This is a genomic window from Microbacterium sp. LMI12-1-1.1 (assembly GCF_040676455.1).
Taxonomy (GTDB): domain Bacteria; phylum Actinomycetota; class Actinomycetes; order Actinomycetales; family Microbacteriaceae; genus Microbacterium.
In genome coordinates this window covers 213,999-236,619 of sequence record NZ_JBEGIA010000001.1, presented here as the reverse complement: position 1 = coordinate 236,619, position 22,621 = coordinate 213,999, and the positions used below count along the sequence as shown (strand labels likewise).

Here is a 22,621-nt window from a genome sequence, read left to right as displayed (position 1 = left end):
CGTGCTCCTCTGTCTGACCGCGAACCATCGGAACGCGAGCCTCGACATCCTGGAGCGTCTCTCTGTGGGAGCGCCCACGGCGACGCGCGCTCTCGTGGATGACGAGCTCTTCGTCTCCGGCGCCGTCGTGCTCGCGACGTGCAACCGGTTCGAGGCCTATCTCGACATCGACGAGCCGCTCACCGGCGGCGAGGCCGTCGCGGTCGAGTCGGTCGTCGAGGCGATGGCCGCGGCATCCGACGTCTCCGTCGACCTGCTGCGCGCGTCCGTCGCTGTGCACCAGGGAGCGGATGCCGCAGCCCACCTGTTCGCCGTCACCAGCGGACTCGAGTCGATGGTCGTCGGCGAAGACGAGATCTCGGGCCAGGTGCGCCGTGCCCTCGACGCCGCCCGCGCGGACGGCATGACCAGCAGCGAGCTCGAGCGCCTCTTCCAGAAGGCCACCCACACCAGCCGCGGCGTGCGCAACCGCACGCAGCTGCGCGGCGCGCACCGTTCGCTCGTGCGCCTCGCCCTCGAACTCGCCTCCAGCCGCATCGCCGACTGGGCGGCCGCCCGCGTCGTGCTCGTCGGCACGGGACGCTATGCCTCCCGCACCGTCGACGCGCTGCGCGCTCGCGGTGCGGGCGACATCCACGTCTTCTCTCCGTCGGGTCGCGCGCCGGCGTTCGCGACGCAGCACGGGCTCATCCCGGTGTCGGACTTCGCCGCCGCCGCGGCCGAGGCCGACGTCGTCATCACCTGCACCGCCGACGCCGTGGTGCACGCCGACGCCTTCGTGCCCGGACACCGGGTGCTCGTGATCGACCTGGGTCTTCCCCGCAACGTCGACCCCGCCGTGGGCGCCGTCGAAGCCGTCGAGCTGCTCGACCTCGAGACCATTCGCCTGCACGCTCCGCTCCAGGAGTTCAGCGCGCACGCCGATGCGCGGGCGATCGTCGGCGACGCCGCGACCGAGTTCCACGCCGACCGCCTCGCCGGGCCGGCGATCAGCGCGCTGCGCGGAGACGTGCTGAAGATCGTCGACGACGAGATCGCACGGGCGCGCTCGCGCGGCGCCGGCGACGACGTCGAGGCGGCCCTTCGTCACCTGGCCGGTGTGCTGCTGCACCAGCCGTCAGTGCGGATCCGCGAACTCGCCGTCGAAGGACGCATCGACGAGGCGCGCTCTGCGCTCGAACTGCTCCACGGCCTGTCGATCGACACGCCGGGTGTCGCGGATGCCGAAGACGACGACGACCTCTGGGCCAGCGCCTGATCCGACTTGTGCGGAGCGCGTGCTGCGCTTCGTCTTGCCGGCGCTCGCTCAGCGACCGGCGACTGGTGTGCGCTTCGTCTCGCCGGCGCTCGCTCAGCGACCGGGAGCGCGGTAACCGGCGAGCCGGGTGAGGACTCAGGCGAGCTCGTGGAGGAGGAAGGCGCCGAGGAACCCGATCGTCGCCCACAGCCCGGTGAGCGCGTGCTGCTCGTCGAACGCCTCGGGGATCATCGTGTTGCAGACCATCGCCAGCAGGCCGCCGGCGGCGATCGTCGTGATCAGCGCGATGACATCCGGTGACGCCGACTGGAACAGCACATACCCGGAAACCGAAGCGACCACCGTCACCAGGGCGATCCCGAGCCACAGCAGAGCGACGAACCGGCCGTGGCGGCCGCCGCGTTTCAGAGCCGCCGTCGACCCCAGGCCTTCGGGGATGTTGCTGATCGCGATCGCCGCAACGATGGGGATGCTGATTCCACCCTGCAGGACCGACAACCCCATCACGATCGACTCCGGGATGCCGTCGATCAAGGCACCGATCGCGATCACGACGCCGGCACTGCCCGCCGCCCCCGCGGCGCGCCGCGCGGCGATGTTGGCGGGCACCTCGCTGAGAGGTGCAGGACGTCGGGGCGCACCGCGCGTGATGGCATCACCCGCGAGTGCATCGGCCGCGGGCGTGCGGGTTGCGCGTGCATCGGCCGCGGGCGCACCGTCGGCGCGGGCTGCCCCCGCGGGCGTGCCGGCCGTGCGTGCACCACCCGCGGGCGTCTTGTGCTTCCTCGGGCGAGAGACGAGCTGATCCGCGACGATGTAGAGGATCGCACCGCCGAGGAAGCCGACGGTCGTCGGGACCAGCCCGCCGTCTTCGGCCGCCTCCTCGACGAGTTCGAACGCGAGCGTCGAGATGAGCACCCCCGCGCCGAGCGCCATGATGCCGGCGACGAGGCGCTGGGGGATGTCGACGAACCAGGCGACCGCAGCGCCGACGAGAAGCGTCCCGCCACCGATGAGACCGCTGAGCGCTGCGAGCCACACGCCATCCATGGCGCCAACCTAGTCGCCGCGATCCGGGAACGAGCGAGGCGCGACGAACGCACTCGACGCGCTCGCCGCTCGACGACCCCGAACCGGCTCAGACGGTCGCGGCCTCCCGAGCTCGCAGATCTTTGCGGAGGATCTTGCCGGAACTCGACTTGGGGATCGCCTCGATGAACTCGACGCGACGGACCTTCTTGTGCGGGGCCACCTGCTCCGCGACGAACGCCATGACCTCCTCCTCGGTGAGCCCCGAGTCGGGCGCGGGCACGATGAAGGCCTTGGGGATCTCCTGCTTGTCCTCATCCAGGACACCGATGACCGCGGCATCCATCACCTTCGGGTGACTGAGGAGCAGTGCCTCGAGCTCGGCCGGGGCGATCTGGTAGCCCTTGTACTTGATGAGCTCCTTCACGCGATCGACGATCGAGAAGTATCCACCCTCGTGGTACACCGCCACGTCGCCGGTGTGGAGGTAGCCGTCGGCATCGAGGGTCTCGGCCGTCGCCTCGGGCTGGTTGAGGTAGCCGAGCATCACGTTGGGTCCCTTGACCCACAGCTCGCCCGGCTTCGTCACGCCGTCGGCGCCGACCTCGGTGATCTCCTCACCCGTCTCGGGATCGACCAGCTTGTTGAGCGTGTTCGGCAGCATCACGCCGACCGAGCTCACCGGGATGTCGTAGCGATCCGTGGGCATCGCGTGCGAGACGGGGCTCAGCTCGCTCATGCCGTACCCCTGCATCATGCGGGCGTTGATGCGACGACCCGCGGTCTCGGCCGTCTCGCCGTCGAGCGGCGCAGCCCCCGAGAAGACCGTGTGCACGCTCGAGATGTCGAACTGGTCGACGATCGGGTGCTTGGCCAGCGCGACCGCGATCGGCGGCGCGATGTAGAGGTAGGTGCACTGGAACTTCTGGATGTTCGTGAGGAACTCGGCGAGGTCGAACTTCGGCATCGTCACGAGGCTCGCCCGCTGACGCAGCGCGAGATTGAGGAGCACCGTCATGCCGTAGATGTGGAAGAAGGGCAGCACCGCCAGCACGCGGTCGCTCTCACTGAGATCGAGCGCCACGCGGCACTGCGCGACGTTCGCGACGAGGTTGCGATGCGAGAGCATCACGCCCTTCGGGATGCCGGTCGTGCCCGACGAGTAGGGCAGCACGGCGACATGCGTTGCGGGGTCGAACGACACCTCGGGAGCCTGCGCCCCCTCGGAGAGCAACTGACGCAGGTTCGGGTGCCCCGCGGCGCCGTCGAGCACGATGACGCGCTCGTGCGGGATGCCGACCGCCTCGGCGGCGGTCGCGGCCTGGGGGAGCAGCGGGCTGACGGTGATGAGCCACGTCGCCCCGGCATCCCTCAGCTGCTTCTCGATCTCGCCCGCCGTATAGAGCGAGTTCACGGTCGTCACGGTCGCACCCGCACGCAGGATGCCGTGGAATACCGTCGCGAACGCCGGGACGTTCGGGCACAACAGGCCGACGACCGTGTGGACCTCGACGCCTCGGGCCGCAAGGGCCCCTGCGAACAGATCGATCTGCCCACGAAGTGCGCCATACGTGGTCTCGGCGCCCGTGGACGGATCGATGAGCGCGACGCGGCCCAGATCCTCGTCCGTCAGGCTCGCGAAGAGGTAGTCGTAGATGCTGAGCTCGGGGATCTCGACATCGGGGCGGGGGCTGGTGAACACCGGATCTCCTTTGATCGGGCGGCGTGAAGTCGCCGTGGGCGGGCCATGGCCGCGCCGTGCGACCATCATGTCACCCCGATCGCAGATCCTGGTACGCGATTCCGCGATGCGTGGAACGCAGTGTCAAGCCGGTGCACCCGACCGCCATCGCCGCGACGGCCGGGTGCCGCCTGCCTCAGTGGGCGAGAGCGGGCTGACGGCCGCCTGCGGCGAGCCGCTCGGCGGCGAGACCCTCTGCCGCCTCGAGCGGGGTGACCCCACGCGACTCGGCCTCGTCGAAGATCCGCCGCACGGTGTCGCCGATCTGGCCGACCCGCTCCATGATCTCGGTGCGGGAGCCGAGCTGCTTCGCCTCGAGGTCGAGATAGATCACACCGCCCGCATTCACCACGAAGTCGGGCGCGTACAGGATGCCGCGCCCGGCCAGTCGCCCTGCACCGCTGTGATCGGCGAGCGGGTTGTTCGCGGGTCCGCACACGGCCTTCGCGTCGAGCGCGTCGATGACCTCATCCGTGAGCAGGCCGCCGATGCCGGCCGGTACGAACACATCGGCGGGCACGAGGTGCTCCTCGCCCGGGCTGACCCAGTCGGCGCCGAGCTCGGCCGCCAGATCGCGCTTGGCCGGATTGACGTCGGTCACAGTGAGACGCGCACCCTCGGCCGACAGCCGCACGGCGAGACGGCTGCCCACCTGACCGAGGCCCGAGATCGTGATGCGGTGACCCTCGACGTCGGCGGTGCCGGCGACGCGCTCGAGCGTCGCGCGGAGGGATTCGTAGACCCCGAGGCTCGTAGGCCCGGCGGGCTCGCCCGAGCCGCCGACGGCGTCGGGCAGCCCGACGACGTGCTCCGTACGCTCGCTGACGACGAGCATGTCGTCGGTCGTCGAGCCGACGTCCTCGGCGGTGCGGTACAGACCGTGCAGCGATTCGACCGCGTCGCCGAGGTCGAGGAAGGCGGCCCGACGCCGGTCGGCGTCGAGCGTCGTGCCGGGCGGAAGGGCGATGACGGACTTGCCGCCACCCGCGTCGAGACCGGCCGCGGCGTTCTTGAGCGTCATGGCGGCCGACAGCCGCAACGCGTCGCCGAGCGCGTCGCTCCAGTGCGGATACGTCCAGAGGCGTGCGCCGCCGAGAGCCGAGCCGAGCACAGACGAGTGCAGGGCGACGGTGATGAACAGGCCGCTGCGTCGTCCGGTGATCACCTCCACCCGCTCGTGTGCGAAATCGGGCAGGGGCAGAGTGGGCACGGTGTGCGTCATCGCGATACTTCCTTCGGCGGGCCTCGTGGGCAGTGCGCTGCGGACGACGCGGCGTTGCGCCATCCACCCCCATTGGACACCGGTTCGTCGGATTGTTCAAGCCTGCCGTCGGCGAGTGGGCAGAATGCGCGGTCGGCTCGCAGCACGCTGCGCAGGTGTCAGCAGAGTGCGCGCCGTCGATAGCATCGATGGATGCCCGACGCCTACACCCACGGTCATCATGAGAGCGTCCTGCGGTCGCACCGCTGGCGCACCGCAGAGAACTCCGCCGCCTACCTGCTGCCGCACCTGCGGCCCGGCGTCTCGGTGCTCGACGTGGGGAGCGGACCGGGCTCGATCACGGCGGACCTCGCGACGCGGGTGGCGCCCGGACGCGTCGTCGGGACGGACGCCTCGGCCGATGTGGTCGCGCAGGCGGCCGCCGATCACGCGGCTCCCGGCCTGTCGTTCGAGGTCGGCGACGCCTACGGACTGCCGTATGCGGACGGCGAGTTCGACGTCGTGCACGCCCATCAGGTGCTGCAGCATGTCGACCGGCCCATCGACATGCTGCGCGAGCTCGGCCGCGTCGCCGGATCCGACGGACTCGTCGCCGCGCGCGACGTCGACTACGAGGGCGTGATCTGGTACCCGCTCATCCCGGCGCTCGAGGAATGGCTCGCGCTCTACCTCACGACCCACCGGAGCGTCGCGGGTGAGCCCGCCGCCGGTCGTCGCCTGAAGGCGTGGGCGCGCGACGCGGGGCTCACCGACATCCGTGCCACGGCGTCGCTGTGGCTGTTCGAGGACGACTCCGACCGCGCCTGGTGGGGCGGGATGTGGGCCGACCGGGTGCTGCAGTCGGCGTTCGCCGACTCGGCGCGCGCGACGGGCGCCGACGACGCGCAGCTGCAGCGCATCTCGGACGGCTGGCGGGAGTGGGCCGCGACCGAAGACGGCTGGCTGCTCATGCCGCACGGCGAGATCCTCGCCCACGGGCCGCGTCGTTAGGCTGAGCCGATGACGACGCCCGCCTCGCTTCCTGTCCGCAGCCGTCTCGTCCACGATGCGATCCGTGCCGTCGGCATCACCGGCGACATCGTGGTGCTCCCGGATGCCGCATCCACCGCAGCCCTGGCGGCCGCGGCGCTCGGAGTCGAGGTGGGCGCGATCGCCAACAGCCTGGTGTTCTTCTGCGACGGCGCACCCCTCCTCGTCATGACCAGCGGCGCCCACCGCGTCGACACGGCCGCGCTCGCCGGGCGGCTCGGCCTCGGAAAGATCCAGCGTGCGACCCCCGAGCAGGTACGCGAGGCCACCGGTCAGGCGATCGGCGGTGTCGCTCCCACGGGGCATCCGTCGCCGCTGCGCACCATCGTCGACGAAGACCTTGCCCGCCACCCCGAGATCTGGGCGGCCGGAGGCACCCCGCACACCGTCTTCCCGATGACGTATGACGAACTCGTGCGCCTCACGGACGGGACGGTCGCCAAGGTCGACTGAGCGCGCGCCAGGCCGTCACCCCCGCAGGATCTCGCGGCAGACGATCGCCGCTGCCTACGGCGTGCGGCTCACGGCATCCGTGGCGCCTTCCGCCTTCGGCGTCGGGCGATCCGCCGCGCGGGGGAGCCACAGCAGCGCGATCACGCCGCTCAGCAGGTACAGGCATCCCTGTGCCTCCAGCAGCGGAAGCAGCCCGATCGCGCCGTCGGAGAGAGCTCCCAGCAGGATGCCGAGCGCCTGCCCGACGGCGCCGACCAGCCCGACCGCGGCGAACACGGCGCCTCGCTGACGGGGCTCCGACTGCTCCTGCAGCACACTCATCAGGCCGGCGATCATGATCACCCCCGGCGCCCCGACAGCCGCGAACAGCAGGACGTAGGGCCAGATCTCGGTGGTGACCGTCGGAAGATTCCAGGTGACGAGGGAGAGGACGCCGAACGCGAACAGGCTGGCCGCGGTGAGCGCCCGCGGCGACGATCCGCGGGCGATGAACCCGAGGACGACGCCCGCGAGGACCGCGCCGACCGCCTGGATGCCGCGCAGCAGGCCCACGTCGGCATCCGACCCCCGCAACGGGCCGAGCGCGAACAGCACGAAGAGCACGAGGAACATGCCCTGGGCGACGCTCGAGACGAGGATCACCGCGAACGCGCCGCGCAGCCGCGGGATGCGCAGCGCCTCGACCAGACCGACCGGTCGCGCGCCGGCGGTGTCGGGGCGGGCGGCATCGACGGGCGCGTCGGCGCTGCCGGCGTCATGCACGGCTGTCTTCACCGCGGGGAGCGTCGCGATGAGCACCGCCGAGACGATGTACGTGATGGCATCGGCGGCGACGATCAGGCCCAGGTCCCCGACCGCGAGAAGGATGCCGCCGAGCGGGCCGCCGATGAGCCTGCCGAGGTTCTGGTTCAGGCCGATCAGCGCATTGGCCGAGACCAGCCGCTCGGTGTCGACGAGATCGGGCAGCAGCGTGTTCTTCGCCGGCTCGAACAGCGTGCTGAGCGAAGCGTGCACGAAGATGACGGCGTACGCCAGCGGAAGGTCGGCGACCTCGTTCACCCAGAGGAGGGGGAGGAGCGCGAGGGCCTGGCCGATGTTGACCGCGACCATGATCCAACGGCGGTCGAACCGGCCGATGAGCCGGGCGGCGAGCGGCGCCAGCACGACCGCGGGCACGAGCTCCAGCAGGAACGCGATGGACGTGCCGAGCGCCGAGCCGGTGAGCTGGAACACGACGAGCGGAAGCGCGATGAACAGCAGCCAGTCGCCGGTGTCGGAGATGAGCCCGGCTGCCCAGAGCCGGCGGAACGCGGGAATCGCGAAGGCGGTGCGGGAGGTCATTTCGCGGCCTCGCCGAAGGTCGGGCGCGGGAACGCCAGCAGCGAGAGATTCGCGATAGCGGCGTCTTCGGGAGCGTCCTGCCGCGTCGCCGCGATGTAGGGACGGACGATGGCGTCGATGCGCTCGACGATGGACCGCAGCTCGTCCGGGCTGACCTGCAGACCGTACTGGGCGTGGGCGTCGACATCTCGCCACGGACCCTCGATGCGGTCACGGCGCCGCACATGCTCGCGGGCCAGCTGGTAGTCGAGCTGGATGGAGGCCTCGAGCATCGCCGTCGCGCTGGCGACGACCGACGGGTCGTCGGAGTCGAGATCGAGGCTCAGGCCGGTGATGGTCGCACGCCACGGGCGCTCGCGGCCGTCGTCGGACTCGACCGGCTCGACCAGACCGTGCTTGGCCAGCACGCGGAGGTGATAGCTGCAGTTCGAAGGGTTGTCGTCGACCGCTCGCGCGCACTCCGAGGCGGTCGCCGCACCGTGCGACATCAGGAAGCTCAGCAGGTCGAGGCGCACCGGGTGGGCGAGGGCGTCGAGGGCCGCCGGGTCGGTGATCGTGCGTCTGATCTCGGGGTCGGCCATCATCGTCCAATCTGAAAGGTCGTTTCAGATTATGCGCTTCGGTGGAGAGATCTGCAAGAGCCTTTCAGAGTTTTGGTCTCGCGGGACGTGCGCCGCGGATCCGCCGGCCGAGTTCCGTCGCCATGGGGGCGACGAGAGCGGCGAACGCCGCCGGGTCGCGCTCGCCCTCGGCGGGATAGGTGACCGCGATGGCCGCGATCGGCCAGCCGACGTGGTCGAGTACGGCGACGCCGACCGACCCGAGCCCGAGTGTCACCTCGCCGTCCTCGAAGGCCCAGCCCTGCACCCGCACGTCGCGCAGCAGTTCGCGCAGCTCGCTCGGCCGACGGGGGCCGCGGCCGGTGCGATCGGCGAAGGCCGCGGCATCCGGGAAGAGTGCCCGCACCTGCTCGCGAGGAAGCGCCGCGAGCATCGCCCGGCCCGTCGCGGTGAGGTGCGCGGGCAGGCGGACGCCGACGTCCGTCACAAGCGCGGGCCTGCGCGGTGCGCGCTCCTCGACGATGTACAGCACGTCGCGGCCGTGCATCACGGCGAGGTGGGCGCTCTCGCCGGCGCGATCGACGAGATCGGCCAGCACCGGGCGTCCGAGACGGGCGAGCGGCTCCTGGCGCGAGTAGCCGCCGGCGAGCTCGAAGGCGGCAAGGCCCAGGCCCCAGCGCCGCTCCTCCGGGAGGTGCACCACGAAATGGTGCTCCTGCAGAGTGGCGAGCAGGTGATACACGCTCGAGCGCGGGATGCCGAGCGCCGTCGCGATCACGCTCGCCGGCGCCGGTCCGCGCTGACGTGCGAGGAACGTCAGGATCCGCAGCGTCTGGTCGGCGGCGGGCACCTGCGGGCGTGCGGGGGCAGCCGGCTGCCGGTCGGGCGAGGAATCTTGGCTGTCTGGCATGACAGACACAGGATGGCACGGTCTGCTGTCGCGCGGCAGTCCCGCGGTGTGGAATCGGAGCATGACCACCGTCACGCCCCCTCCCGCGAGCGACACCGCTGCCTTCACCCGCGGTGCGGTCACCGTCGGCGCGGCGCCCCTCAACCCCGCGGACGTCGTCGCCGTCGCCCGGCACGGCGCGCACGTCGCCCTGTCGCCCGAAGCACTCGACCGCGTCGCCGCCGCCCGCGCCCTCGTGGAAGGACTCGCCGACGACCCCGAGCCGCACTACGGCATCTCGACAGGCTTCGGCGCGCTCGCCACCACTTTCATCGCCGCCGAGCGCCGCGTGCAGCTGCAGGCGAGCCTGATCCGTTCGCACGCCGCCGGCACCGGACCCGAGGTCGAGCGCGAGGTCGTGCGCGCCCTCATGCTGCTGCGGCTGCAGACCCTCGCCACCGGCCACACCGGCGTGCGCCCGGTCGTCGTCGAGACCTACGCGGGCATGCTCAACGCCGGCATCACCCCGATCGTCCGCGAGTACGGCTCGCTCGGCTGCTCGGGGGACCTCGCCCCGCTGTCGCACGTCGCACTCGCCGCGACGGGCGAGGGGCGCGTCCGCAACGCCGACGGCGACGAGGTCGACGCCGCAGACGCCCTCGCCTCGGCATCCCTCACACCACTGGTGCTCCGTGAGAAGGAGGGGCTCGCGCTCATCAACGGCACCGACGGCATGCTCGGGATGCTGCTGCTCGCGCTGCACGACATCTCGGTGCTGCTCGACACCGCCGACGTCACTGCGGCCATGTCGGTCGAAGCGCAGCTGGGCACGGACGCTGTGTTCGCCGCCGACCTGCAGGCACTGCGCCCACAGGTGGGCCAAGCGGTGTCGGCAGCGAACCTGCGTGCCGTCCTCGCCGGCTCGCCGATCGTGGCGTCGCACCGCGACCCGGCCGTCTGCACGCGTGTGCAGGATGCGTATTCGCTGCGGTGCTCGCCGCAGGTGCACGGCGCCGCGCGCGACACCGCCGACCACGCGCTGATGATCGCCACGCGAGAGCTCGCCGCCGCGGTCGACAACCCCGTCATCACCGACGACGGGCGCGTCGAATCCAACGGCAACTTCCACGGGGCTCCCGTGGCGTACGTGCTCGACTTCCTCGCGATCGCCGTCGCCGACGTCGCCTCGATCTCGGAGCGCCGCACCGACCGCGCCCTCGACCCGGCCCGCAGCAATGGGCTCCCGCCGTTCCTCGCGCACGAGGTGGGCGTCGACTCGGGGTTCATGATCGCCCAGTACGCGGCGGCGGGGATCGTCTCGGAGCTGAAGCGACTCGCGGTACCGGCATCCGTCGATTCCATCCCCTCGTCTGCGATGCAGGAGGACCACGTGTCGATGGGGTGGGCCGCCGCCCGCAAGCTGCGCCGGGCGATCGATGGGCTCTCGCGCGTCCTCGCGATCGAGGTGCTGACGGCATCCCGCGCCCTCGACCTGCGCGCACCCCTGCGACCCGCCGCCGCGACCGGCGCCGTCCGCGACCTGGTGCGCACCGTCGCCGGGGGTCCCGGGCCCGACCGGTTCCTGTCGCCCGAGATCGAGGCGGCGACCACGCTCGTCGCGTCGGGAGCCGTCGCACGGACCGCCTACCAGACCACCACGAAGGAGTGATATGTCCGATTCGACAGGTTCGACGACCGGCGTGAAGGCCCCCGCAGTGCGCGCACCGCGCGGCCCGGAACGCACCGCCAAGAGCTGGGGCGCCGAGGCCGCCAAGCGCATGCTCATGAACAACCTCGACCCGGAGGTCGCCGAGCACCCCGAAGATCTCGTCGTCTACGGCGGGACCGGCCGCGCGGCGCGCAGCTGGGCGGCGTTCGACGCGATCGTGCGCACGCTCGATGAGCTCGAGCCGGATGAGACGCTGCTGGTGCAGTCCGGCAAGCCCGTAGGCGTCTTCCGCACGCACGAGTGGGCGCCGCGCGTGCTCATCGCCAACTCGAACCTCGTGGGCGACTGGGCGACGTGGCCCGAGTTCCGGCGGCTCGAAGCGCTCGGCCTCACGATGTACGGCCAGATGACGGCCGGCTCGTGGATCTACATCGGCACGCAGGGCATCCTGCAGGGCACGTACGAGACGTTCGCCGCGGTCGCGCGGTCGCTCGGCCGCGACGATCTCGCCGGCACGCTGACACTGACGGGCGGCGCGGGAGGGATGGGCGGCGCGCAGCCGCTCGCCGTGACGCTCAACGGGGGAGCGGTGCTCATCGTCGACGTCGACGAGTCGCGGCTCGCCCGCCGTGTCGAGCACGGCTACCTCGACGAGTACACGACCGACCTCGACGCCGCGCTTGCACGGGTCGTCGCCGCGAAGGCGGCGGGCGAGGCGCTCTCGGTCGGCGTCGTCGGCAACGCCGCAGAGGTCTTCGGCGACATCCTGCTCCGCCAGCGCGCGGGCGAGGTCACCGTCGACATCGTCACCGATCAGACCAGCGCACACGATCCGCTCGCGTACCTGCCGGTCGGCGTCGCGTTCGAGGACTGGAAGGCGGAGGCGGCCCGCGATCCCGAGGCATTCACCGCCCGCGCCCGCGGCAGCATGGCGAAGCACGTCGCCGCGATGGTCGGATTCCAGGATGCCGGCGCCGAGGTCTTCGACTACGGCAACTCGATCCGCGCCGAGGCGCAGCTCGGCGGCTTCGAGCGCGCCTTCGACTTCCCGGGCTTCGTGCCGGCGTACATCCGCCCGCAGTTCGCCGAGGGGCGCGGACCGTTCCGCTGGGTCGCCCTCTCGGGAGATCCCGAGGACATCCGCAAGACCGATGAGGCGGTCAAGGCACTCTTCCCCGACAACGCCGGGCTCGTGCGCTGGCTCGACAAGGCGAGCGACGCCGTGCACTTCGAAGGGCTGCCGGCGCGCATCTGCTGGCTCGGCTACCAGGAGCGCCACCTCGCCGGCCTCAAGTTCAACGAGATGGTGGCCTCAGGTGAGCTGTCGGCCCCGATCGTCATCGGCCGCGACCACCTCGACGCCGGCTCCGTGGCGAGTCCGTACCGCGAGACCGAGGCCATGGCCGACGGGTCCGACGCGATCGCCGACTGGCCGCTGCTCAACGCGCTCCTCAACACCGCTTCCGGCGCGGCCTGGGTGTCTATCCACCACGGCGGCGGCGTCGGCATCGGCCGCAGCATCCATGCCGGGCAGGTCACGGTCGCCGACGGAACCGCGCTCGCCGCCGAGAAGCTCGCCCGCGTGCTCACGAACGACCCGGGCACCGGCGTCATGCGCCACGTGGACGCCGGCTACGAGCGGGCAAGGGAGGTCGCGCGCGAGCGCGGGCTCCAGGTGCCGATGCTCGATGCGTAGCCTCGGACATGGACGGACGGATGCCGTGGGTACGACGCTGATCACGAACATCGCGGAGCTGACGACGAACGTCGAGCGCGACGATGACCCGTGCGGCACGCTGCACGACGCGGCAGTGGTGATCGAGGGGGACCGGATCGCATGGGTGGGCGCCGGGACCGAGGCCCACGACGTCGCGTCGCGCTTCGCTCGCTCGGAGACCGGGGCGTCGGTCGTGGATGCCGGCGGCCGAGCGGTCATCCCGGGCTTCGTCGACAGCCACACGCACCTGGTCTTCGGCGGGGATCGGGCCGACGAGTTCGAGGCGCGCATGACCGGCACGCCGTATGCCGCAGGGGGCATACGGCGCACGGTGGCGGCGACGCGGGCGGCGACGGACGATGAGCTGCGCGCCCGCCTCGCCGGGTTCGTGACCGAACTCCATGGCCAGGGCACGACGACCTTCGAGATCAAGACGGGCTACGGGCTCACTGTCGCCGACGAGGAGCGGCTGGCGCGCCTGGCCGCAGAGGTCACCCCGGAGGTCACCTTCCTCGGCGCCCACGTCGTGCCCGTCGAGTACGCCGACCGCCGCGACGCCTACGTCGACCTCGTGTGCGACGAGATGCTCCGCGCCTGCGCGCCGCACACCCGGTGGGTGGACGTGTTCTGCGAGCGCGGCGCCTTCACCCCGGAGGAGTCGCGGCGGATCCTCGCGGCCGGCGTCGCGCACGGCCTCGAGCCGCGCGTGCACGGCAACCAGCTCGGACCCGGCGAGGGCGTGCGCCTGGCGGTCTCGATGGGCGCGGCATCCGTCGACCACTGCACGTATCTCGACGACGACGATGTGACCGCGCTGGCCGGCTCGGACACGGTAGCCACGCTCCTGCCCGGCGTGGAGTTCTCGACGCGACAGCCCTACCCGGACGCGCGACGGCTGATCGACGCCGGAGTGACGGTGGCGCTCGCCAGCGACTGCAACCCCGGCTCGAGCTTCACGAGCTCGATGCCGTTCATGGTGGCCCTCGCCGTCCGCGAGATGGGCATGACGCCGTCCGAGGCGGTCTGGGCCGCGACCGCGGGCGGCGCTCGGGCCCTGCGCCGTGACGACGTCGGCGCGCTCGCCCCCGGCATGCGCGCCGACCTCGTGATGCTCGACGCGCCGACGCGCGTGCACCTCGCCTACCGTCCCGGTGTGCCGCTCGTGCACGCCGTGTGGACGGGTGGCGTGCAGCTGTGAGACGACCGCTCGCCTGTCACGATCTGGGGGGCGCAGCGACAAATCGTGACAGGCGGGCGGACGGCCGTCGAGTCGTCAGCGCTCGGCGAACTCCGCGCCGTCCCTCGTGTGGAGCAGGCGCGGCGGACCCTGGTCAGCGGGGGGCGTCGAACGTCCAGTTGTCGGGATCGACGGCGGCCGCGACATCCCAGTCGTCCTGGGCCCAGATGAAGGTCGCGACAGCGCACGTCGGCATGTGGGCGATGTCGTCGTCCGAGAGGCGCGCGGTCAGTGCGCTCATTCCGGGGTCGTGCGCGACGACCATGACCGCCGGAGCACGCGTCGCCGCGGCCGACTCGAGGATCTTCGACGCCGGGGCGCCGTACAGCTCGGGGTCGAGTGAGACCGCCGCACCCAGCTCGGCGGCGAAGGCCTCGGCCGTCGTCCGCGCCCGCAGTGCCGTGCTCGACAGGATGATGTCGGGTCTGAACCCGCTCGCCGCGAGCCGGGCCGCCATGCGCGGCGCGTCCCGCATGCCGCGGTCGTTCAGCGGACGGTCGTGATCGTCGAGGCTGGAGTCCCCCCAGTCCGACTTGGCATGCCGCACCAGCACGAGACGGATCATGACGCCACCTTTCGCAGGGCCTTTCCGGCGAGGAGTTCGAGCACGCACAGCGCCGCCAGCCGCACCGTGCGCCCGTCCGGCGCATCCGCCGTCGCATCGACCTCGGCGATGTCGGCGCTGTGCACGCGCGCATCCGAGGCGACGGCGCGCACCAGCGCACGCAGCTCCCACGCGGCGAGCCCGCCGGGAACGGATGCCGGGCACCCGGGCGCGACGGAGCGGTCGCACACGTCGACGTCGATGTCGAGATGCACGCCGGCGCCCTCGGCGCCCGCGATCTCCAGCGCCTCGGCGACGACGTCGGCCGCGCCCCGGCGTCGCAGATCGTCCATCGTCACGACGGTGATCCCGAGGTCGGCCGCGCGCTGCGCGTACGCCACGGAGTTCGCGAAGTCGGCGATGCCGAGCTGGACGACGCGCCGGGGGTCGAGGCCGTCCTCCACGAGCCGCCGCACCGGCGACCCGTTGGAGACGCCGTCGCGCAGGTCGAAGTGCGCATCGATGGTGATGAGTCCGCCGGCCGCAGCGCCCTGCGTGACGGCGTACGTGATCGAGTTGTCGCCGCCGAGCGCGACGACGAGGTCGGCGCGCTCCCGCAGCGCCGCCACCGCGGAGCGGACGGATACCTCGCCCGCGGGCCCGTCGGGCTCGTCGACGTCGCCGGCGTCGGCGATGCGCAGCACCTCGCCGAGGTCCAGCGGGGGCGGACCGAGGAGCGTCGGACTGTACCGGTGCAGAGCCTCTCGGATCGCGCCGGGCGTGGCGTGCGCGCCGGTCGGGGAGAGCGAGGTGCGGAACGCGGGGACACCGAGGATCGCGGCATCCCAGCCGCCGTCGTCGATGGCAGGCCACGCGCCGGCGCGGGGCCAGAGTGGGTCATGGGCGAGCGTCACGCCTCGACGCTACCGGCCCGGTCAGGCCGCGACGTAGACCCACGCGGAACGACCGCTCGCGAGCACGACCGCGATGCGGCGGTACAGTGCCACCTCGTACTCGTCGGACGCGTCGAGCTCGTCCGCGGTGACGACGAGAGCCTTGCCCACGACCTTGTCGAGCGGGTTGCCGGTTTCGCGGACGATGGGGTGCACCGACAGGCCCGAGAGGTCCACCACCCGGGTGTCCTCGATCTCGGCGTAGTCCACGGTGTAGCCGGGGAGCGCGTCGTCCTCGCTCTCGACCAGGCGCCCGAACGTGTCGAGCTGGACGTCGGGGTGCTGCAGGGTCCCGTAGCTGAACAGGTACTCGAGGGGCTCGTCCACCGACACGGCATCAGGCTAACGCGCGGCGTCGCCGCGCTCCTGGGTCTTCACGCAGTGTTTACACGCGACCGCGCACGCCGGTCAGCCCCGCAGAGCGTGCGCGATCAGCCCAGCACCGCGTGCGCGATCAGCCCAGCACCGCGTGCGCGATGGAGAAGATCGCGAGGCCCGCCAGCGCCCCCACGATCGTGCCGTTGAGACGGATGTACTGCAGGTCGCGTCCGACCATGAGCTCGATCTTCTCCGTCGTCTCGGCGGGGTCCCATCGTTCCACGGTGTCGGTGATGATCGACGCGATGTCATGGCGATAGCGGTCGACGAGGAAGACGGCGGCATCGGTGACCCAGGAGTCCACGCGGCGCTGGAGGGAGGCATCCGTCATCAGCCGCCCGCCGATCTCGACCAGCGCCTCGACGCTGCGCCGTCGGAGCCCGCTCTCGGGGTCGGCGAGGGAGCGCAGCAGCCCGGCCTTCGCGGTGGTCCACACCTCGCCGGCCAGGTCGCGCACGCGAGGGCTGTCGAAGACCGCGAGCTTCGCGTCCTCGAAGCGCCCGATCGTCGCCGGGTCGTGCTGCAGGTTCGCCGCGAGGCGGTCGAGGTAGGCGTCGATCGCGACGCGCGCGGGATGGCTCGGGTCAGCGCGCACGGCGGCCACGAACTTGACGGCTTCGTTGTAGACGGTGTCGTCGACGAACCGGTGCGCGATCGAGGGTACCCATCCCGGCAGGCGCCGCGAGATGACGCCGGAGAAGGATGCCTGGTTGGCGGCGAGCCACGCCGCGATGCTGTCGGCGGCGAGATCGACGGCGCCGCGGTGAGCGCCGGCCTCGACGATGCGGCCGAGCCACTCGCCGAGCGGCGGCCCCCACTCCGGCGTGATGAGGTGCTCGCGGGCGAGTTCCTCGATGACGTCGCGCACGTCGTCGTCGCTCAGCGCCCGCAGGACGCTGCTCGCCATGACGGACCCCTCGGCCGCGACCCGTTCCGCGTGCGCCGGCGAGCTCAGCCACTCGCCGAGCCGGGCGGCGATCGCGGTCTGATCGAGCTTGGTGCGCACCACCTCGGCGCGGAGGAACTCGGTCTCGACGAACTCGCCGAGCGTGCGGCCGATCTCGTCTTTGCGGCTGGGGATGATCGCGGTGTGCGGGATGGGGATGCCGAGCGGATGCCGGAACAGTGCGGTCACCGCGAACCAGTCGGCCAGCGCACCGACCATGCCGCCCTCGGCGGCTGCGCGGACGTACGCGAGCGCGGGGATGTCCTGCTGGAAGGCGAACGAGAACGCGAACAGCACCGCCATGAACACCAGCGCGCCGAGGGCGACGCCCTTCATGGTGCGCAGACCCCGTCGGCGCTCCTGGTCGGCCGGGCTCAGCAGATGGGTCGGGGTCCGCGCCATGGGGTCATCCTCGCACGCGCTCAGCTCGCGGGCGCCTTACGCATCGAGGCTTGCGGCGAGCTCGTCGCACCAGGTAAGGGCGAGGAGATTCGACCGGATGCCGTAATCCAGCGTCGCGCGCTGGAAGGCGAACACGTCGGCGAACTCCGCGGGGATCTCCGCCGCGTCGACGCCGCGTGCGACGGCTTCGAGCTCGGCGAGGTCGGACGCCACGCGCGCGCGGATCGCGCCGACCACCTGCCGGCGCTCGCTCCGCTCGTCGAGGAGGCCGACGAAGAACGTGCGCGCGAGCGCCGTGGTCTCGACGTCTCCACCGGTGACCGGGGAGAGCATCCACTCCCGCCAGGCGCGGCGCCCGGCATCGGTCACCGTGTACGGCTTGCTGCCGCGGGCGTCGGCGGCGGCATCCGAGACCGTTGCGAGTCCCTGCTCGGCGAGCTGCTTCAAGGCGCGCTGGATGCTGCCGAAGCTCGCGCTGTAGAAGAGCGACACGCCCTGCTGGAACTGCCGCTGCACCGCGTAGAGCGAGAGCGGGCCATGGAGGATCAGCAGTCCGAGGATGACCTGTTGCATCGACGCTCCTTGCTGCGGTATATCTAACAGATATATCTAGGAGGTATATCCGTGAGCGATGTCGAGACCGATCTTCCCACGCACGCCGTCTCCGAGCCCGACCGCCTCGCTGCGGCGATGGCGCGCGTCGTCGCCGGGGCTGACAGAGCGCGTGCCCGGCGCGGTCTGCCGGAGGCGCAGGTGCTGGTGCAGGGGCGGGGCTTCGAGTTCGCCTCGGGCGGGCGGGCCCGTCGCTTCCATGCGGCGAGCGTCGGCAAGTCCATGACGGCGACACGCGTCTTCCAGCTCGCCGAGGAGGGTGCTCTCGACCTCGACGCGCCGATCACCGAGGTCCTGCCTGCGGACGACCGGCGGGGCCTCTTCGTGCGCGACGGCCGCGACCACGCCGCCACGGTGACCACACGGCACCTGCTGACCCACACCAGCGGAGTCGCGGACTACTTCGCGGGGAGGGTGACCGGCGGCCTCCGTTTCGGGCAGCTTCTGGTCCGCGAGCCCGACCGGCTGTGGACGCCTGCCGATCTCCTGTCGTTCAGTCGCGACCACCAGAGACCCGTCGCCGAGCCGGGACGCCGCTTCTCGTACTCCGACACCGGCTACGTCCTGCTCGGTCGTGTGATCGAGCACGTCGGCGGTGCGACGCTCGGCGCGCAGCTGCATGAGCGGATCTTCGCGCCGGCCAGGATGGCCGACTCGTGCCTGCTGTTCCACACGCTGCCCGGTGGCGCACCGTCCGAAGCCGCGGACCCGGCCGCCCAGCTCGACATCGCCCCTCTCCGGCTCGGCCGCGACGAGCTGAGCCGGGCTCGCAGCCTCAGCTGCGACTGGGGCGGCGGTGGGGTCGTCACGACGCTCGATGACCTCGCACGGTTCTGGACGTCGTGGGACGCGGGCGTTCTCGTGGGCGAGCGGTCGCGCCGCGCGATGGCCGACATCCGGAGCAGCTTCCGCCCCGGCATCCGCTACGGCGCAGGACTGATGCGCCTGCACTACGAGGGATTCTCCCCATTCCTGCGCGGGCTGCCGCGGCCGGTGGGCCACCTCGGGGTGACGGGCGCTCACGCCTTCACGGTCCCCGAGCGCGGCATCCGCATCGTCCTGAACTTCCACTCCACCCGCGAGATGCTGCGGAGCTTCCGCGTGCACGTCCGCCTCATGCAGCTGCTGACGCGGGCGCTGCCCGACTGAGGGGGGTCGGCTCAGTCCTCGAGCGGCCCCAGCCACGCGGTCGCGACCGTCGCATGCGCGGATTCGGGGTCGGACGGGTGAAACAGGCCCGCGAGGACATCGCGGTAGAGCCGGCTCAGCTCGTTGGCGGAGAAGTACGACGAGCCGCCACCGACCAGCATCGCGTCGTCGACGATCGACTTCGCGGCCGTGACCGCACGATGCTTGACGCCCGCGAGCAGCGAGAACCAGCGTGCCCCGTGGTCGGTGAGCTCGTCGACGTCGCGCGCGAGCGCCTCGATCTGCGACGGCAGCGCGTCGTACGCGAGCGCCATGCCGGCGATGCGCCGGCGGATGTCGGGATCCTGGCTGTACGCCTTGCCGGTGCGTTTGGAGGTGCGCTTGCCGGCGGCCGCCACCGCGAGGTCGAGCGCCCGCCGTGCGACGCCGGTGTACACGGATGCGAGCAGCAGTTCGAAGACACTGAAGATGCCGAAGACCAGCGGGTCGGCGTTGGGTCCCGGGGCGAGCCGGCGGACCACCCGGTCGGCCGGTGCCACGGCATCCCGCAGCTCGGTCGTCCGGGACTGCGTGCCGCGCATGCCGAGCGTGTCCCAGTCGTCGCGCACCACGACGCGGCCGACCTCGACCTCCGAGCGCGGCACGAACGCGTAGACCATGCGCGGCGCGTCCTCCGACGAGGTGTCGAGGCCGTGCAGCCCCAGCTGCGTCCACACCGGGGCGAGCGAGGTGAAGATCTTGGTGCCGGTGAACGAGTACCCGCCATCGGGCAGGGGAGCGGCATCCGTCCCGCTGCCGAACAGCACGAGGTCGTTGCCGGCCTCGCTGATCCCGAAGGCGAACACCTCGCCGGCCGCCGCACCCTCCTGCACGAACCGCAGCGCGTCGATGCCACGATCCGCGAGCACCTTCGCGACCCCGGTCCACACCAGATGCATGTTGATCGCGAGTGCCGTCGCCGGCGCCGCGCTCGCGAGGCGCTGCTGGAGCACGGATGCCTCGGCGAGGCCCAGCCCCGCACCGCCGAGCTCTTCGGGCACGAGGATCGCGAGGTAGCCGGCATCCTTCAGATCCGCCAGATCGTCGTCGGGGAAGGTGTTCTCGCGGTCATGCACCGCCGCCCGGGCGCGGAAGCGCTCGAGGAGTTCGTCCGGAAGGAGGTCGGCGGCATCGTTGGGGGTCACCCCGCCATTCTTGCGCCATGATGTGCGCATGGCGACGCTCTCAGAGATGATGCAGGCGCTCATCCCCGCCACGCAGCGGCAGACGGCGGCGGAGGTCACCGAGGCGCTCGACCTGGGGTCCGGGGACCGCGCGGGCAAGCGCAGCGGATTCCTCATCATGCTGACGCTCGCCGGGATCATCGCGATCGCGGGCGTGCTGACCGACTCCACGGCGACGGTGATCGGCGCCATGATCATCGCGCCGCTGGGCACGCCGATCCTCGGCATCGGCCTCGGCATCGTCCGAGGCCACCTCAGCCTCGTGGTGCGGTCGATCCTGTGGGTGCTCCTCGGGGTCGCCATCGTGATCGTGCTGGGACTCGCGTTCTCGGTCTTCGTCTCCACGCCGGAGAGCCTGGAGACCAACTCCCAGGTCGTGGGCCGCACCTCACCGAGCTTCATGGATCTGGTGGCGGCGCTCGCCACCGGCTTCGCGGGCGGCTTCGCCATGTGCCGCAAGGACCTGAGCGCCATCCTCCCGGGAGTGGCGATCGCGATCTCTCTCGTCCCGCCGCTCGGCGTGGTCGGCGTCTGTGCGGGCCAGGGTCTCTGGACGGACGCCGTCGGTGCGCTGTGGCTCTTCCTCTCCAACGTCGTCGCACTCGTCATCGCCGGGAGCATCGTCTTCACCCTCGCCGGGTACGCGCGCGATCCCGGATCCTCGCGCGTCGCCAATCGCCGCCGCGCCTACACCATCGTCACACTGCTGGCCGTCGTCATCACGATCCCGCTGGTCGTCAACTCGGTCGTCTCGGTGGCGCTCGCGAGGTGGTCGGTCGGCATCCAGGATGCCGCCACGCAGTGGCTCGACGACGAGGAGGGCGCCCGCGTCTACGGCGTGGACTGGTCGGGCGCGACCGCGACGATCGAGGTCACCACCGAGGACGGCGAGACCCCGCCGCTCGACGAGCTCCAGAAGGCGGTTGCCGCAGTGGTCCCGTCGTTCGTGGGTGTCGTGGTCGACGTCGGGCAGAGCGTAGAGATCCCCGTCCAGTAGCCGGCCGGGCGACGGGCGGCGGGGCGCCCGGCGTCAGCCGAGCGCGCCGCGCAGCGCCTCGATCGTCGCCTCGGGCCGATCGCGATGGGGCGAGTGTCCCGCTTCCGCCACCACCGAGACGGTGAACATCGGGTTGCGGGCGACGGCGGCCTCGGCGGGCTTGCCGCGGAAGATCGAGTAGACGTGCGGATCGGACGCGATGACGTGGGTGGGCACCGAGACGCGGAGGGCGGCATCCGTCACGTCCCACTGCACGTTCTGCGCACTCGTCTGCTCGACCGCCCAGCGGCTGGCCTGCTGGGCCGACAGCGCCTTCAGCTCGATGTCCTGCGGGTGCCAGTACGGGTGCTCCTCGCGCACGGCCCCTTCGGACGGGTCGTCGAACGCCCGGGTCTGGCTGTTGCGCACGATGTCGCGGTCGCGATCGGTGAGCATGATCGCCGGGTCGATGAGGATGAGCCGGCGCGTCCACGACGGATCCTCGGCGGCGGCGAGCACGGATGCGGCACCGCCGAGCGAGTGCCCGATCACGAGGTCCCACGGCCGGTCGGCGCCCGCCCTGGTGCCGACCACGTCGGCCCCGTACGCGGCCAGCGTGTAGTCGAGCGCGCGCGGCGCCGTGCCGTGTCCACGCAGGTCGACGGCATCCGCCCGCCAGCCGGCGTCCGCCAGTGCGACGCCGTAGAGCCACATCAGCGCGCCGTTCGAACCGAGGCCGTGGATGAGCAGTGCGCGGCGCTCGGCCGCGGGCGAGCCCCACGACAGGCGGGGGAGGATGACGCGACTGGGCATACGCTCAGCCTAGGAGCGCGGCCCCGGCCGTCCCGACGCACGGCAGGATAGATGCGGGGGTTGGCGTGATCTCGACGGAAATGGCTGTGGCGCTGCGCGAAGCAGGGCTGGTGTGGCACCCGCGCTCGGGCGACCGGTTCCAGCTCGACGAGCCCGAGTTCGAGGCCGACGTCTTCACGGTCAGCGAGATGACCATCGAGCCGCGCGAGTACCCGACCGGCCGCATCCTCGCTTTCAACGGCACCACCGAGTGGGCACTGGACTCCGTCGCGCTCGAGGACGCGCTGTGGCTGCCGCACGAGCACCAGCTGCGCGAGCTGCTGCGCGGCGCCTTCCGGGGCCTGCGGCGCCTGCCCGACACGCATGAGGTCGAGATCGTGCTCGGCGGCGAGCGCCTGGCGTTCGAGCATCCCGAGCCCGCGGATGCCTATGCCCTGGCGCTGCTGGAGATGCTGCGGCGCCTCGCGTGAGATCCGGCGG

The 22,621-nt window shown here is 71.6% G+C and carries 22 protein-coding genes; 9 read left to right on the top strand and 13 right to left on the bottom strand.

All coding sequences use genetic code 11. The annotated features are described in order from the left end of the window. Position 1 precedes the first annotated feature (1 nt). Positions 2-1,258, top strand: a complete 1,257-nt coding sequence (locus tag MRBLMI12_RS01095; protein ID WP_363353149.1) for a glutamyl-tRNA reductase — start codon at positions 2-4, stop codon at positions 1,256-1,258. 135 nt (positions 1,259-1,393) lie between these two features. Here MRBLMI12_RS01095 and MRBLMI12_RS01090 read toward each other — a convergent pair whose 3' ends face one another. The 3 genes from MRBLMI12_RS01090 to MRBLMI12_RS01080 form a co-directional block, all read right to left on the bottom strand. Continuing rightward, on the bottom strand, positions 1,394-2,308 hold the full coding sequence (locus MRBLMI12_RS01090) for a ZIP family metal transporter (RefSeq protein WP_363353147.1): 915 nt from the start codon (positions 2,306-2,308) through the stop codon (positions 1,394-1,396). A gap of 88 nt (positions 2,309-2,396) precedes the next feature. Continuing rightward, a complete protein-coding gene (locus MRBLMI12_RS01085; RefSeq protein ID WP_363353145.1) occupies positions 2,397-3,989 on the bottom strand; it encodes an AMP-binding protein in 1,593 nt (530 codons plus the stop codon). A gap of 175 nt (positions 3,990-4,164) precedes the next feature. Next, positions 4,165-5,250, bottom strand: coding sequence for a Glu/Leu/Phe/Val dehydrogenase family protein (locus MRBLMI12_RS01080; RefSeq protein WP_363353143.1), 1,086 nt, complete (start codon positions 5,248-5,250; stop codon positions 4,165-4,167). Positions 5,251-5,442: 192 nt separating this feature from the next. On the opposite strand from MRBLMI12_RS01080, the gene MRBLMI12_RS01075 reads away from it, so the two are divergent. Then, positions 5,443-6,240: a methyltransferase domain-containing protein gene (locus MRBLMI12_RS01075; RefSeq protein ID WP_363353141.1), complete on the top strand. Its 798-nt coding sequence runs from the start codon at positions 5,443-5,445 to the stop codon at positions 6,238-6,240. 9 nt (positions 6,241-6,249) lie between these two features. After that, positions 6,250-6,732, top strand: coding sequence for a YbaK/EbsC family protein (locus MRBLMI12_RS01070; protein ID WP_363353139.1), 483 nt, complete (start codon positions 6,250-6,252; stop codon positions 6,730-6,732). 54 nt (positions 6,733-6,786) lie between these two features. Here the strand turns inward: MRBLMI12_RS01070 and MRBLMI12_RS01065 are convergent, their stop codons facing one another. From MRBLMI12_RS01065 to MRBLMI12_RS01055, 3 genes are all read right to left on the bottom strand, one after another. After that, positions 6,787-8,073: an MFS transporter gene (locus tag MRBLMI12_RS01065; RefSeq protein ID WP_363353137.1), complete on the bottom strand. Its 1,287-nt coding sequence runs from the start codon at positions 8,071-8,073 to the stop codon at positions 6,787-6,789. Continuing rightward, a complete protein-coding gene (locus MRBLMI12_RS01060) occupies positions 8,070-8,657 on the bottom strand; it encodes a winged helix-turn-helix domain-containing protein (protein WP_363353135.1) in 588 nt (195 codons plus the stop codon). Before MRBLMI12_RS01060 ends, MRBLMI12_RS01065 begins: the two co-directional genes overlap by 4 nt. A 61-nt stretch (positions 8,658-8,718) precedes the next feature. Next, a complete protein-coding gene (locus MRBLMI12_RS01055) occupies positions 8,719-9,543 on the bottom strand; it encodes an IclR family transcriptional regulator (RefSeq protein WP_363353133.1) in 825 nt (274 codons plus the stop codon). Positions 9,544-9,604: 61 nt separating this feature from the next. Here MRBLMI12_RS01055 and hutH point away from each other — a divergent pair, with 61 nt between their 5' ends. The 3 genes from hutH to hutI are packed head-to-tail and all read left to right on the top strand — an operon-like array spanning position 9,605 to position 14,106. Further along, complete coding sequence (hutH, locus tag MRBLMI12_RS01050; RefSeq protein ID WP_363353131.1) at positions 9,605-11,191, top strand: histidine ammonia-lyase; 1,587 nt, start codon at positions 9,605-9,607, stop codon at positions 11,189-11,191. Between the two features lies 1 nt (position 11,192). After that, positions 11,193-12,887 (top strand): urocanate hydratase, encoded by a 1,695-nt coding sequence (gene hutU / locus MRBLMI12_RS01045; protein WP_363353129.1) that lies wholly within the window; start codon positions 11,193-11,195, stop codon positions 12,885-12,887. After that, entirely contained in the window at positions 12,880-14,106 is a 1,227-nt protein-coding gene (gene hutI / locus MRBLMI12_RS01040) for an imidazolonepropionase (RefSeq protein WP_363353127.1), read from the top strand. Before hutU ends, hutI begins: the two co-directional genes overlap by 8 nt. 133 nt (positions 14,107-14,239) lie before the next feature. Here the strand turns inward: hutI and MRBLMI12_RS01035 are convergent, their stop codons facing one another. From MRBLMI12_RS01035 to MRBLMI12_RS01015, 5 genes are all read right to left on the bottom strand, one after another. Continuing rightward, the gene (locus MRBLMI12_RS01035) at positions 14,240-14,710 is read right to left on the bottom strand and encodes a SixA phosphatase family protein (protein WP_363353126.1); all 471 of its coding nucleotides are present in this window, start codon (positions 14,708-14,710) and stop codon (positions 14,240-14,242) included. Next, on the bottom strand, positions 14,707-15,603 hold the full coding sequence (locus MRBLMI12_RS01030; protein WP_363353125.1) for an agmatinase family protein: 897 nt from the start codon (positions 15,601-15,603) through the stop codon (positions 14,707-14,709). Before MRBLMI12_RS01030 ends, MRBLMI12_RS01035 begins: the two co-directional genes overlap by 4 nt. A 21-nt stretch (positions 15,604-15,624) precedes the next feature. Then, a complete protein-coding gene (locus MRBLMI12_RS01025) occupies positions 15,625-15,975 on the bottom strand; it encodes a gamma-glutamylcyclotransferase family protein (RefSeq protein WP_363353124.1) in 351 nt (116 codons plus the stop codon). Between the two features lie 121 nt (positions 15,976-16,096). After that, positions 16,097-17,368: a DUF445 domain-containing protein gene (locus MRBLMI12_RS01020; protein ID WP_363353123.1), complete on the bottom strand. Its 1,272-nt coding sequence runs from the start codon at positions 17,366-17,368 to the stop codon at positions 16,097-16,099. A gap of 36 nt (positions 17,369-17,404) precedes the next feature. Beyond that, positions 17,405-17,941 carry a PadR family transcriptional regulator gene (locus MRBLMI12_RS01015; protein ID WP_363353121.1) on the bottom strand — a complete coding sequence of 179 codons (537 nt, stop codon included), beginning with the start codon at positions 17,939-17,941 and terminating at the stop codon, positions 17,405-17,407. Between the two features lie 51 nt (positions 17,942-17,992). On the opposite strand from MRBLMI12_RS01015, the gene MRBLMI12_RS01010 reads away from it, so the two are divergent. Continuing rightward, complete coding sequence (locus MRBLMI12_RS01010; protein WP_363353119.1) at positions 17,993-19,129, top strand: serine hydrolase domain-containing protein; 1,137 nt, start codon at positions 17,993-17,995, stop codon at positions 19,127-19,129. A gap of 11 nt (positions 19,130-19,140) precedes the next feature. Here the strand turns inward: MRBLMI12_RS01010 and MRBLMI12_RS01005 are convergent, their stop codons facing one another. Further along, positions 19,141-20,343, bottom strand: coding sequence for an acyl-CoA dehydrogenase family protein (locus tag MRBLMI12_RS01005; protein WP_363353117.1), 1,203 nt, complete (start codon positions 20,341-20,343; stop codon positions 19,141-19,143). On the opposite strand from MRBLMI12_RS01005, the gene MRBLMI12_RS01000 reads away from it, so the two are divergent. Further along, the gene (locus MRBLMI12_RS01000) at positions 20,342-21,349 is read left to right on the top strand and encodes a TIGR00341 family protein (RefSeq protein ID WP_363353115.1); all 1,008 of its coding nucleotides are present in this window, start codon (positions 20,342-20,344) and stop codon (positions 21,347-21,349) included. The genes MRBLMI12_RS01005 and MRBLMI12_RS01000 overlap by 2 nt on opposite strands. Positions 21,350-21,382: 33 nt before the next feature. Here MRBLMI12_RS01000 and MRBLMI12_RS00995 read toward each other — a convergent pair whose 3' ends face one another. Next, positions 21,383-22,141, bottom strand: coding sequence for an alpha/beta fold hydrolase (locus MRBLMI12_RS00995; RefSeq protein WP_363353113.1), 759 nt, complete (start codon positions 22,139-22,141; stop codon positions 21,383-21,385). 65 nt (positions 22,142-22,206) lie between these two features. On the opposite strand from MRBLMI12_RS00995, the gene MRBLMI12_RS00990 reads away from it, so the two are divergent. Continuing rightward, a complete protein-coding gene (locus MRBLMI12_RS00990; protein ID WP_308869672.1) occupies positions 22,207-22,611 on the top strand; it encodes a pilus assembly protein CpaE in 405 nt (134 codons plus the stop codon). Positions 22,612-22,621 lie beyond the last annotated feature (10 nt).